Genomic DNA, 11,896 nt, shown 5'->3' on the forward strand with positions numbered 1-11,896 from the left:
TCCCGCATCCGGTACCGAATAGCCTTTTTCAGCGGCCGGAAAGCACTCTCACCAGCTCCTCCGCCGTGCGGCAGCGGTCCAGGAGCTCCTTCACGTGATCCCGTGTACCCCGCAGCGGCTCCAGTGTCGGCACCCGTTGCAGAGAGTCACGGCCGGGCAGATCGAAGATCACGGAGTCCCAGGAGGCCGCGGCCACGTCGTCCGCGTACTGCTCCAGGCAGCGGCCGCGGAAATAGGCCCGGGTGTCCTCCGGGGGCTTCCCCACGGCCCGCTGGATGTCGTCCTCGTCCAGGAGCCGCTGGATGCTGCCGCGGTTCGAGAGGCGGTTGTAGAGCCCCTTGTCGAGGCGTACGTCGGCGTACTGCAGGTCCACGAGGTGCAGCCGGGCGGCGTCCCAGCCGAGGCCGTCGCGGCGCCTGTAGCCCTCCATGAGCTCCCGCTTGGCGACCCAGTCCAGCTCGCGGGAGAGGCTCATCGGGTCCGTCTCCAGCCTGGAGAGGACGTCCTCCCAGCGCGTCAGCACGTCCTTCGTCTGCTCGTCGGCGTCGGCGCCCCAGCGCTCCTCCACGTACTTGCGCGCCAGCTCGCAGTACTCCATCTGGAGCTGGACGCCCGTGAGAGTACGGCCGCTGCGCAGCGTGATCAGCTTGCCCAGCGACGGATCGTGAGAGACCTGGTGGAGGGTGCGTACGGGCTGGTCGACGGCGAGGTCGACGGCGATGAACCCGTCCTCGATCATGGACAGGACCAGAGCCGTGGTGCCCAGCTTGAGGTACGTGGAGATCTCGGAGAGGTTCGCGTCCCCGATGATCACGTGCAGACGGCGGTACTTCTCGGCGTCGGCGTGCGGCTCGTCCCGGGTGTTGATGATCGGCCGCTTCAGCGTGGTCTCCAGGCCGACCTCGACCTCGAAGTAGTCCGCGCGCTGGCTGAGCTGGAAGCCGTGCTCACTGCCGTCCTGCCCGAGCCCCACGCGGCCTGCCCCGCAGACCACCTGGCGGGACACGAAGAAGGGCGTCAGGTGGCGCACGATGTCGGAGAACGCGGTCTCCCGCTTCATCAGGTAGTTCTCGTGCGTGCCGTACGAGGCGCCCTTGTTGTCGGTGTTGTTCTTGTAGAGGTGGATCGCCTGCGTACCGGGGACCTCGGCGGCGCGCTCGGCGGCCTCCGCCATGATCCGCTCCCCCGCCTTGTCCCACAGGACGGCGTCGAGGGGATTGGTGATCTCGGGCGAGCTGTACTCGGGGTGGGCGTGGTCGACGTAGAGGCGCGCGCCGTTGGTGAGGATCACGTTGGCCAGGCCGATGTCCTCGTCCGTGAGCTGACTCGCGTCGGCGGACTCCCGTGCCAGGTCGAATCCCCGCGCGTCCCGCAGCGGGTTCTCCTCCTCGAAGTCCCAGCGGGCGCGGCGCGCCCGGTGCATCGCCGCGGCGTAGGCGTTGACGATCTGGGACGAGGTGAGCATGGCATTGGCGTTGGGGTGGCCGGGCACGGAGATTCCGTACTCGGTCTCGATGCCCATTACTCGCCGTACGGTCATGCGGCCCTCCTTGCCCGGCGACGGCCCGCCGATGGGCCACCGCTCAAGTCCCGCCGCGCGACCGTCCCGCGTGCGTTCCGCCTCCGGGCACTGCGCGCAGCGGCACTACGCACGAGCCTAGAACGCACGGACCGAAGTCGGGAGATCACTCAGCGGACTTCCTCAGTCTGCTCAAAACGATCCGGCTGCGGACGCCCCCGCCCCCCTGCTCTCGGCGGGGGTCCACCCGGGGCGTCCGCAGCCGGATCGCTGTCTGCTTACAAGTACTGACCGGTATTGGCCACGGTGTCGATGGAACGGCCCGTGTCCGCGCCCTGCTTTCCGGTGACGAGCGTGCGGATGTAGACGATCCGCTCGCCCTTCTTGCCGGAGATGCGGGCCCAGTCGTCGGGGTTGGTGGTGTTGGGAAGGTCCTCGTTCTCCTTGAACTCGTCCACGCAGGCGGCGAGCAGATGGGCGACGCGCAGACCCTTCTGGTTCTGGTCGAGGTAGGCCTTGATCGCCATCTTCTTCGCCCGGCCGACGATGTTCTCGATCATGGCGCCGGAGTTGAAGTCCTTGAAGTAGAGGACTTCCTTGTCGCCGTTGGCGTACGTCACCTCGAGGAAGCGGTTCTCCTCGGACTCGGCGTACATCTGCTCCACCACGGACTGGATCATGGCGTCCACTGCGGCGTTCGAGTTCCCGCCGTGCTCGGCCACGTCGTCCGCGTGCAGCGGGAGGTTCGCCGTCAGGTACTTCGAGAAGATGTCCTTCGCGGCCTCGGCGTCGGGACGCTCGATCTTGATCTTCACGTCGAGACGGCCGGGGCGCAGGATCGCGGGGTCGATCATGTCCTCGCGGTTCGAGGCGCCGATGACGATGACGTTCTCCAGGCCCTCCACGCCGTCGATCTCGGAGAGCAGCTGCGGGACGATCGTGTTCTCGACGTCCGAGCTGACCCCGGAGCCGCGGGTGCGGAAGAGGGAGTCCATCTCGTCGAAGAAGACGATGACGGGGGTGCCCTCGCTCGCCTTCTCCCTGGCCCGCTGGAAGACCAGCCGGATGTGCCGCTCGGTCTCGCCCACGTACTTGTTGAGAAGCTCGGGGCCCTTGATGTTCAGGAAGTAGCTCTTCCCCTGGGGCTTGCCCGTGACCTCCGCGACTTTCTTGGCCAGGGAGTTGGCGACGGCCTTGGCGATCAGCGTCTTGCCGCAGCCGGGCGGGCCGTAGAGCAGGACGCCCTTGGGCGGCCGGAGTTCGTGCTCCTTGAAGAGATCCGGGTGCAGGTACGGCAGCTCCACCGCGTCGCGGATCTGCTCGATCTGTCCGCGCAGGCCACCGATCTTGGCGTAGTCGATGTCCGGGACCTCTTCGAGGACGAGCTCCTCGACCTCGCTCTTCGGAACGACCTCGAAGACGTAACCGGAACGCGGCTCCAGAAGCAGGGCGTCGCCGGCCCGGAGTGTCGACTCCAGCAGCGGCTCCGCGAGGCGCACCACGCGCTCCTCGTCGGTGTGACCGACGACCAGGGCGCGTTCGCCGTCCTCCAGGACCTCCTTGAGCGTGACGATGTCGCCGGCGCTCTCGAACTTCATGGCGTCGACCACGTTGAGCGCTTCGTTGAGCATCACTTCCTGGCCGCGCCGGAGCTCTTCGAGTTCGACGCCGGGGCTGACGTTCACACGGAGCTTGCGGCCGCCGGTGAAGATGTCCGCCGTGCCGTCCTCGTTGGCCTGCAGAAAAACACCGAAACCGGCGGGCGGCTGAGCGAGACGGTCCACCTCTTCCTTGAGGGCGACGATCTGATCACGCGCCTCACGGAGAGTGTTGGAAAGCCGTTCGTTCTGTGCCGAGACGCCTGCCAGGTTCGTCTGCAGCTCGACGATCCGCTCCTCGAGAATGCGAGTGTGCCGCGGAGAGTCGGCGAGCTTGCGGCGCAGGACGGCGATTTCCTGCTCGAGATACGCGACCTGGCCGGAGGGGTCTTCGGAACCCCGACCGGGCCGGATGCCGCGGTTGATGTCGTCGTCGTGGGCTGCCACGGTCCTCACCTCCTCCAGGGGGAGCTGGACGCTTCCTGACCCTACCTGTACCGGTACGGGTTGAAACCCTAGATCAGAAAGACTCTCGCGGTGTGTCTGATCTTCACCCTTGCGCGCTCCCTCACCACAGGGGGATACCCACCCACCACCATCCGGAAGCAGCCGGTTGTAGGGTCGAGGTGGTCAACAGCCCTTGGTGGGCGGCAGCTTCCCTCACGACCGCAGGAACGGCAGGCGACAGGATGAGCACCGGGAACGACGCACTCGAGGTCTGGATCGACCAGGACCTGTGCACCGGCGACGGCATCTGCGCGCAGTACGCACCAGAGGTGTTCGAGCTGGACATCGACGGCCTGGCCTACGTGAAAGACGCCCAGGACGAACTGCTTCAGGAGAAGGGCGCTGCGACGCCGGTGCCGCTTCCGCTCCTCGACGACGTCGTGGATTCCGCGAAGGAATGCCCGGGCGACTGCATCCATGTACGCAGGGTTTCGGACAGCGTTGAGGTCTACGGCCCCGACGCCGACGAGTCCGCAGAGTGACGAAGCGGACACCCGCCGTGTCCGGAAAGGGCTGCTGAGAGCGGCCCGTTGCCCTCAGACGCTCTCCGGAGCGCCTGGGACGGGCGCCGCCTCCAGTGCGAACTTCCCGTCCTTCCACTCCCACTTCACCCTCCGCTGCTTGTCCGGGCAGCAGCTGGGCACGGACGGCGAGGAGTAGCCGAGGAGCTTCGCGGAGACGGTGGTGCCGCGGACCTTCAGGTCCTGGACGGTCATGCGCTCCTTGGTGCGCAGCATCGTGGCGACCACGCGCGGCGGGGCCTCCGGATCGGCTGCGGCTGCCAGTACGTACAGGGCGTTGGGCGGTGTGCCGGTGCCCGAGTGGCAGCGTACGGAGGCGACCGTCTCGCTCCGTCCGTCCCCGTCGAAATCCGCCGAACCGTGGTCCACCACATCGACCTTGACGCCTGGGCCCTTTCCGCAGTCGACAGGGAAGCGTGCCGCTTCCGGGTCGGGGGCGGGGCCGGCGGCCTTGACGGAGAGCGTGGCCTGGGCGCTGGCGTCGGCGGGCTGGATGAACGACGAGGCGCCGACGACGGCGGCGAGCGCCACAGCCGTGCTCAGCCAGTGCACCATGCGGGTACGGGTGTGCGGCAGTTCCGTCACGCCGGGTGACTCCTGTGAAGTGTGTGCTGGGGGATGCCCAGCATCGTGCCATACGTCACACCGCATCGGAACGGCCGGGTCGGCACTTCTGCCCGCGGTTTCTGGCGGGGAGTCAACTCCTCCGCCCTGCCCCCGAGTTCAGGACCCGGCGAGCAGGGCGGACAGGCGTGCGTGCAGCTGCCTCAGCCTGCGGACGTAGAGTTTCCGGAGTCCTTCCCGGAGCTGCCGGAGGTGCTGCCCGGGCCTGTGTAGTCGTCGCCGTAGGCGCCCTTGGCGGGACGACGGCGGCGCAGCGGCGGCTCCACGCCGTCGGCGAGGCGGCGGGCCGTCAGCAGGAAGCCGGTGTGGCCGATCATGCGGTGGTCCGGGCGTACCGCGAGACCTTCCACGTGCCAGTTGCGGACCATGGTCTCCCATGCCTGCGGCTCGTTGAACGTGCCGTGCTCGCGGATGGATTCGACCATGCGCGCAAGCTGCGTCGTGGTGGCGACGTAGCAGCAGACGATGCCGCCGGGAACGAGCGCCTTGGAGACCGCCTCCAGGCACTCCCAGGGGGCGAGCATGTCAAGGATGACGCGGTCGACCTCGGTGTCCGAGAGATGGTCCTGGAGGTCGCCGACGGTGAGGGTCCAGGCGGGGTGCGGTTCGCCGAAGTAGCGCTCGACGTTCTGCTGGGCGATCTCGGCGAAGTCGGCGCGGCGCTCGTAGCTGTGCAGCATGCCCTGGTCGCCGATGGCGCGCAGCAGGAACGTGCTCAGGGAGCCGGAGCCGACGCCGGCCTCGACGATGCGCGCCCCGGGGAAGATGTCGGCCATCGCCAGGACTTGACCCGCGTCCTTGGGGTAGACGACGGCGGCTCCGCGCGGCATGGACAGGACGTAGTCGGGGAGCAGGGGGCGCAGCGCGAGATAGGCGACGTTTCCCGTGGTACGGACGACACTGCCCTCGGGAGCGCCGATCAGCTCGTCGTGGGGGAAGGCTCCCTTGTGGGTGTGGAAGCTCTTCCCTGCTTCGAGCGTGAACGTGTAGTGGCGTCCCTTGGGATCGGTGAGCTGGACCTGGTCCCCGACCTTGAAGGGCCCGCGACGGCGGGCTGCACCGGTCGGTTCGGACATGCGCACAGACTAACGGGTGTGCGCTGCGGCGTTCACGCCGAGGGCTTCGCCATGGCCGCGACGAAGGCCCGCTCGACGTCTCCGGTGGCGAGGACGCCGTAGATCTCGCCGGTCTCCTCGACGACCAGGTACTCGGTCGCGGGGGTGGCTCGCAGGTACTCCAGGAGTTCCTCGCCGGCCAGCTCCGCGGGGACGCGCATACCCTCCTTCAGGTCCTGCGCGAGGGTGGAGACGGCCACCCAGGGGCGGCGGTGCCCGGGAATCCCGGCGATGGCGGCTTCCCGTACGAGCGAGAGCGGAGCCCCGAGGCCGTCGACGACGACGAGGGCGCGGGCTCCGGCCTCGTTGGCGCGGCGCAGGGCCTCGGAGAGCGGTGTGTCGGCGGTGACGGGGACGGCACGCCTGGTGAGCGCACGGGCGCGCAGATCCGGGAGGTGTTCGCGCAGCCGGGCCATGCGCAGGCTGTTGCCGGCGCCGGTCCAGATGATCGCGGCGAGGATGGCGGCGAGCAGCGCGTCCATGAGGGAGTCGACGCCGCCGATGCTCTGCTGGGTGAAGCCGCCGGCGTAGGTGGCCAGCGGCAGCCCGATCAGTACGGCGACGGCGAGGGCCCGGCCCGTCCAGGCGGCGAAGACGGTGCCGGTCATGGGGCGTCCGCTGAACTTCCAGACCAGCGCGCGGAGCATGCGGCCGCCGTCCAGCGGCAGGCCGGGGAGCAGGTTGAAGACCGCCACGATGAGGTTGGAGATCATCAGGCCGGCCAGCAGCACACCGGGGACGGTGCCGGGCCTGACGACCTGCATCCCGCCGTAGAAGAGCGCCGCGAGCACGAGGGAGAGCAGAGGCCCGACGAAGGCGAGCCAGAACTCACGTCCGGGGTTCTCGGCCTCCTTCTCGATCTCCGAGACGCCGCCGAAGAACTGGAGCTGGATACGGCGGACAGGCAGCTTGAAGCGCAGTGCCACGACGGTGTGGGCGAGTTCGTGCACGAGCACGGACGCGTAGAAGGCGACTGCGAAGAAGAGCGCGATGAGGTAGCGCAGTGCGCCCAGCTGCGGGAGGACGCGGTCGAGCTGGCCGCCGAAGACCCAGGTGATGAGTGCGGCGACGAGGAACCAGCTGGGTGCCACGTAGACGGGGACTCCGAAGGGACGGCCCATCAGGATGCCGCCTCCGAAAGGGCCGTTGCGGCGGACCTTGTCGGTGGCGAGGGGGGTGGCCCGCTGGGAGCGTCCGGACTCGGGCCGAGGAGCCTGCGGGTGCTCGGCGGCGGGGCCGGGAGGGGGGTCGCTCTCAGTGCCGGTGCCGGTGCCGGTGCCCTGAGCGGTCGGGTCCTCGTCGGGCCCTGCCCCGGTGCCTGTCCCCGGGCTGCCGGTGCCCTCGTCGCCGGTGCCCGATGCCGGTCCGGGCGGCACGTCGCTCTCCGGCTTCCCGTCCGGCTGCGTGCGGCTGTCCGGACGGTCAGGGACACGGTCCATGCCCGTTCCCTCCCTTCCGGGTTCGCCGGAGCCGCCGGAGCCGTCCTGCGGCCTGCCGTCGTTGTCCGTGTCCGCCACGGGTTCCCCTCTGCCGCTTTCCTCGCACTCCGCAGCGCTGCCGGTCCCATGATCGGTAGTGCGGTGCGTCGTCCTCGATGGTATGCGTCCGCTGTCGGTGCGGGGCCCTAGGGTCGTACCCCATGAAGACCCGAGTCGCCTCGCCGCCCAACTCCCTTTCACCGTCCCGCGCCAGCGACTTCATGCAGTGCCCGCTGCTCTACCGCTTCCGGGTGATCGACAAACTGCCTGAGAAACCTTCAGCAGCCGCCACGCGCGGAACGGTCGTGCACGCGGTGCTGGAGCGGCTCTTCGACGCACCGGCCGAGCACCGCAGCGTACGGCGGGCCCGGTCCCTCGTCGTCGGCGAGTGGGAGCGGCTGCTGGCCAAACGGCCGGAGCTGCGGGAGCTGTTCGCCACGGAGGGCGGCGGTGCGGCGGGTGCGGCGGGTACGGACAGTGAGGCCGGTGAGGACGGCGGGACCGCGCTCGACGGGGAGCAGCTCGCCCTGTGGCTCGCGGAGGCCGAAGCACTCGTCGAACGGTGGTTCTCGCTGGAGGACCCGACCCGTCTGGAGCCCGCCGAGCGCGAGTTGTTCGTGGAGACGAAGCTCGATTCGGGACTGCGGCTGCGCGGCATCATCGACCGCGTCGACGTCGCTCCCACGGGCGAGGTGCGGATCGTGGACTACAAGACGGGGAAGGCACCGCCCCCGCAGTACACCGACGGTCCGCTGTTCCAGATGAAGTTCTACGCGCTGGTCGTCTGGCGGCTGCGCGGTGTGGTGCCGAGGCGTCTGCAGCTCGTCTTCCTCGGCAGCGGCGACGTGCTCACCTACGATCCCGACGAGAACGATCTGCTGCGTGTCGAACGCAGGCTGCTGGCCCTGTGGGAGGCCATCACCCGGGCGACGGAGACCGGCGACTGGCGCCCCCGGCGGAGCAGGCTGTGCGACTGGTGCGACCATCAGGCGCACTGCCCCGAGTTCGGAGGCTCTCCCCCGCCCTATCCGCTCACCGTCCAGCCCCGGCTGCCCAAGCCGCGTACCGACGGGTCCCGGGAGTCGCCGGCGCAGCCTTGAGCAAGAATGGGGCCACATGCCCCCGCCGCCCGCTGGAGGAGATTCCGTGGCTGTCCGCGTTCTGCTGGTAGACGATCAGCCGCTGTTGCGCACCGGTTTCCGGATGATCCTCGAGGCGGAGCAGGACATCGCCGTGGTCGGTGAGGCCGGTGACGGCCTCCAGGCGCTGGACCAGGTGCGGGCGTTGCAGCCGGACGTGGTGCTGATGGACATCCGCATGCCGAGGATGGACGGCGTCGAGGCGACCCGCCGCATCACCGGGCCCGCGAAGGACGGTCCCGCGAAGGTGCTGGTGCTGACGACCTTCGATCTGGACGAGTACGTGGTGGAGGCCCTGCGTGCCGGCGCCAGCGGCTTCCTGCTGAAGGACGCACCGGCCGCCGAGCTGGTGCAGGCGATCAGGGTGGTGGCCGACGGCGAGGCGATGCTGGCCCCCAGCATCACCCGCCGCCTGCTGGACAAGTACGCGGGGAAGCTGCCCTCCGGCGAGGAGCCCGTGCCCGACGCGCTGCACCAGCTGACGGAGCGTGAGGTGGAGGTGCTGAAGCTGGTGGCACGCGGTCTGTCGAACTCGGAGATCGCCGCCGACCTCTTCGTCTCCGAGACGACGGTCAAGACGCACGTGGGCCATGTACTGACGAAGCTCGGGCTGCGCGACCGCGTACAGGCCGCCGTCTACGCGTACGAGAGCGGGCTCGTCCGTCCCGGCGCGTGACCACCGGGACGGACGGAGTGCCGGACTGCGGGCGAGCGGTCCGGCGCTGACCTCCGGTCAGCTGACGTCGCTGCGGGCCAGCTCCCACAGCTGCAGCACGGAGGAGGAGTTGAGCGCCCACTCCACGCCCGTGATGTCGTCGCGCGCCGCGATGAACTGCTTGCCCTGCCACAGCGGCAGCACCGGCACCTCTTCGGCGACGATGTCCTGCGCGCGTCCGAAGCCGTCGGCGGTGCGGACCCGGTCGGCCACGCGGCGCGTCTGCGGTATCAGCTGGTCGCGGATCTCGGGGTTGGTGTAAGAGCTGCCGAGGAAGTTGTTCTTCTCGAAGAACGGGGCGATGTAGTTGTCGGCGTCCGGGAAGTCGGGGAACCAGCCGTAGCCGTAGGCCTCGTACTTGCCCTTCAGCGCCGCGGTGCGGTACTTCGCCCAGGGCACGCCCTTGGTCTTCACCTTGAAGAGCCCGCTGTCGTCCAGCTGCTCCTCGATGTTCTCGAACTCCTTCTCGGTGACGCTGCCGTAGTGGTCCGTGGTGTAGGCGAGTTCCATCTTCACCGGGATCTCCACGCCCGCCTCCTCCAGGATGTCGCGGGCGGCGTCCTTGCCGGGCTCGCCGTACTCGTTAAAGAAGGAGTTGCGGTGCCCCGTCACGCCGGAGGGCACCAGTGAGTAGAGCGGTTCCGCCGTGCGCGCGTACACGTCCCGTACGAGTTCCTTGCGGTCGATGATCTCGGCCATCGCCCGCCGGACCGAGCGGCGGCCCATCGTCTCGTCCTCTGTGTTGAAGACGATGTAGCGGATCTCCTGCCCCGGCTGCTCGACCAGGTCGACTCGGTCGTCGCCGGCGGCCTCCAGCTTCGCCACCTGCTTGGGCGAGATCGTACGGTTCATCAGATCGATGTCGCCGGCCCGGAGCGCCTTCTCCATCGCCTCGGAGTCCGGGTAGAAGCGCAGCTCGATCCGCTCGTTGCGGATCTTCAGCCCGCCCTTGTAGTCCGGGTTGCGGGTGAAGACCGCCTTGCCGGCCTTGTCGTCGAGATCTTCGAGGAGGTACGGGCCGGAGCCGGTGATCTTGAAGCTCTTGATGAAGCCGTCGTCGGGATAGGTCTCGCTGTCCACGATGGCCGCGGCCGGGGTGGCGAGCTTGTACGGGAAGGTCGCGTCGGGCTTCCTCAGCCGGAACTCGATGTCGCGGTCGCCGGTGGCCTCGACCTTCCTGATGCCGGTGAGCAGCGAGACGGGTCCGTTGGCGTAACGGATGTTCAGTATTCGGCGGATCGAGTACTCGACGTCCTGCGCGTCGAGCTTGTGCCCGTTGGAGAAGGTGAGTCCTTTGCGCAGCGTGCAGGTGTAGTGCTCGTTCTGCTCGTCGACGAAGCCGCAGCGCTCGGCGGCGTCCATCACGGGACGGGTGCCGGAGCGGGGCATCCGGAGCAGTGTCTGGAACGTGTTGCGCATGACGTTCCAGGCGCTGACGTCGTAGGAAGCGGCCGGGTCGAAGGGCGCCGGGGTGGAGTCGGTGACTGCGAAGGAGTCCGTCGTACCCACGACGATCCCTCCTCCGTCTGCGGGCTCCACGCCGCAGCCGGCGAGCAGGGACGTCAGAAGAGCGGCTGCCGCGGGCAGCGCGATGGTTTTGCGGATCATGAACGGCGGTCCTCTCCTCCGGCCGGAATCTCCACGCGGCGGAAGGCCGGGAGGGAAAGCTGAAGCATCGACAGAAAGAATTCCGAAAGGCACGTTCTGCCAACGGACTCGGGGCCCGTGGGGATCACCTCCGATCCGTTGCACGGACAGCTGAACGAACTGTCCGAACACTCGGTCAATATGGACACAGCGGCACTTGCGTCGCACTTCAGGGGACATGCCGCACACCGAAAGCGGCGGCGACGCGGGGTGCGTGATGTATGCCACTGCCCCCTACGCGCCGCGTCAAGGGGGCCTGTTCGCAAATCGCCGCCGAAAAGCCCGCTGCCCGCAGGAAATGCCTAGTGGGACACCATGACGAGCGACCTGAGAAAAGCCAGGCTCACTTCCTCGAGGGACTTCACGATGGTGCGTCCTTCGGCGGCTTCGATCGGTGACACCGACGGCACCGCGACCACCTGACAGCCGGCGGCCTCCCCCGCGGTCACCCCCGTCACCGTGTCCTCGATGACGGCGCAGCGCACGGGATCGGCGCCCAGCCGCCTCGCGGCCGTCAGATACGGGTCGGGGTGCGGCTTGGTGCGCGTCAGCTCGTCACCGGCGATAGTGACGTGGAAGTGCTCCTCGCCCAGCGATTTGAGCATCTCGTCGACGATGCTGCGGTGCGAAGCGGAGACCAGCGCCGTCGGCACCCCGTGCAGGCGCAGCTCCGCCAGGAGGCGCCGGGCCCCGGGGGCGAGCGGCACGCCCCGCCGGAGCCGTTCGGTGAACTTGGCGTTGAGCAGCCCCGTCAGCTCCTCCACCGTGATGTCGGCCCGGGTGGCTTCGATGAGGAAACCGGCACTGCGGGTCATGGGGCCGCCGACCACGATCTGCCGCCATTCGTCCTTCAGGACGTGTCCCAGTTCCGCGAATGCCTCGCTCTCGGCGTCCCACCAGAAGTCTTCCGTGTCGACAAGGGTGCCGTCCATGTCGAGGAGCACCGCCTGCAACGACGGGCCTTCGGCCGTCAGAGTGCCGAGCGCGGGGGTGGAACTGGTCATCCGCGTACACCTCCGTGAGGGACAACAAG

General features: G+C 68.6%; 10 protein-coding genes. 3 read left to right on the forward strand and 7 right to left on the reverse strand.

Annotation, left to right across the window (positions count from 1 at the left end; translation table 11 throughout):
• Positions 1–28: 28 nt before the first annotated feature.
• Both dop and arc read right to left on the reverse strand, forming a co-directional pair.
• The gene (gene dop / locus ACFPA8_RS22165) at positions 29–1,540 is read right to left on the reverse strand and encodes a depupylase/deamidase Dop (protein WP_386451180.1); all 1,512 of its coding nucleotides are present in this window, start codon (positions 1,538–1,540) and stop codon (positions 29–31) included.
• Between the two features lie 257 nt (positions 1,541–1,797).
• Positions 1,798–3,564 carry a proteasome ATPase gene (gene arc, locus ACFPA8_RS22170; protein ID WP_386451181.1) on the reverse strand — a complete coding sequence of 589 codons (1,767 nt, stop codon included), beginning with the start codon at positions 3,562–3,564 and terminating at the stop codon, positions 1,798–1,800.
• 242 nt (positions 3,565–3,806) lie between these two features.
• On the opposite strand from arc, the gene ACFPA8_RS22175 reads away from it, so the two are divergent.
• Positions 3,807–4,106, forward strand: a complete 300-nt coding sequence (locus tag ACFPA8_RS22175) for a ferredoxin (RefSeq protein WP_386451182.1) — start codon at positions 3,807–3,809, stop codon at positions 4,104–4,106.
• 54 nt (positions 4,107–4,160) lie between these two features.
• Here ACFPA8_RS22175 and ACFPA8_RS22180 read toward each other — a convergent pair whose 3' ends face one another.
• From ACFPA8_RS22180 to ACFPA8_RS22190, 3 genes are all read right to left on the reverse strand, one after another.
• On the reverse strand, positions 4,161–4,730 hold the full coding sequence (locus tag ACFPA8_RS22180; RefSeq protein WP_386451183.1) for a hypothetical protein: 570 nt from the start codon (positions 4,728–4,730) through the stop codon (positions 4,161–4,163).
• A gap of 182 nt (positions 4,731–4,912) precedes the next feature.
• Positions 4,913–5,845 (reverse strand): tRNA (adenine-N1)-methyltransferase, encoded by a 933-nt coding sequence (locus tag ACFPA8_RS22185; protein ID WP_386451184.1) that lies wholly within the window; start codon positions 5,843–5,845, stop codon positions 4,913–4,915.
• 32 nt (positions 5,846–5,877) lie between these two features.
• A complete protein-coding gene (locus ACFPA8_RS22190) occupies positions 5,878–7,323 on the reverse strand; it encodes a site-2 protease family protein (protein ID WP_386451498.1) in 1,446 nt (481 codons plus the stop codon).
• Positions 7,324–7,523: 200 nt separating this feature from the next.
• On the opposite strand from ACFPA8_RS22190, the gene ACFPA8_RS22195 reads away from it, so the two are divergent.
• Positions 7,524–8,462, forward strand: a complete 939-nt coding sequence (locus ACFPA8_RS22195) for a RecB family exonuclease (RefSeq protein ID WP_386451185.1) — start codon at positions 7,524–7,526, stop codon at positions 8,460–8,462.
• Positions 8,463–8,508: 46 nt separating this feature from the next.
• A complete protein-coding gene (locus ACFPA8_RS22200; protein ID WP_386451186.1) occupies positions 8,509–9,177 on the forward strand; it encodes a response regulator in 669 nt (222 codons plus the stop codon).
• A gap of 57 nt (positions 9,178–9,234) precedes the next feature.
• Here ACFPA8_RS22200 and ACFPA8_RS22205 read toward each other — a convergent pair whose 3' ends face one another.
• Positions 9,235–10,824, reverse strand: a complete 1,590-nt coding sequence (locus ACFPA8_RS22205; protein ID WP_386451187.1) for an ABC transporter substrate-binding protein — start codon at positions 10,822–10,824, stop codon at positions 9,235–9,237.
• Positions 10,825–11,165: 341 nt separating this feature from the next.
• Positions 11,166–11,867: an HAD family hydrolase gene (locus ACFPA8_RS22210; protein WP_386451188.1), complete on the reverse strand. Its 702-nt coding sequence runs from the start codon at positions 11,865–11,867 to the stop codon at positions 11,166–11,168.
• Positions 11,868–11,896: the final 29 nt, after the last annotated feature.

Origin of the sequence: Streptomyces ovatisporus (genome assembly GCF_042653885.1) — a bacterium.
Lineage (GTDB): Bacteria > Actinomycetota > Actinomycetes > Streptomycetales > Streptomycetaceae > Streptomyces > Streptomyces ovatisporus.

What these genes read in the sequence shown, in the direction of transcription:
- dop (WP_386451180.1), bottom strand. Translation starts at nt 1,540, where the DNA reads ATGACCGTACGGCGAGTAATGGGCATCGAGACCGAGTACGGAATCTCC.
- ACFPA8_RS22175 (WP_386451182.1), top strand. Translation starts at nt 3,807, where the DNA reads ATGAGCACCGGGAACGACGCACTCGAGGTCTGGATCGACCAGGACCTG.
- ACFPA8_RS22185 (WP_386451184.1), bottom strand. Translation starts at nt 5,845, where the DNA reads ATGTCCGAACCGACCGGTGCAGCCCGCCGTCGCGGGCCCTTCAAGGTC.
- ACFPA8_RS22190 (WP_386451498.1), bottom strand. Translation starts at nt 7,323, where the DNA reads ATGGACCGTGTCCCTGACCGTCCGGACAGCCGCACGCAGCCGGACGGG.
- ACFPA8_RS22195 (WP_386451185.1), top strand. Translation starts at nt 7,524, where the DNA reads ATGAAGACCCGAGTCGCCTCGCCGCCCAACTCCCTTTCACCGTCCCGC.
- ACFPA8_RS22205 (WP_386451187.1), bottom strand. Translation starts at nt 10,824, where the DNA reads ATGATCCGCAAAACCATCGCGCTGCCCGCGGCAGCCGCTCTTCTGACG.
- ACFPA8_RS22210 (WP_386451188.1), bottom strand. Translation starts at nt 11,867, where the DNA reads ATGACCAGTTCCACCCCCGCGCTCGGCACTCTGACGGCCGAAGGCCCG.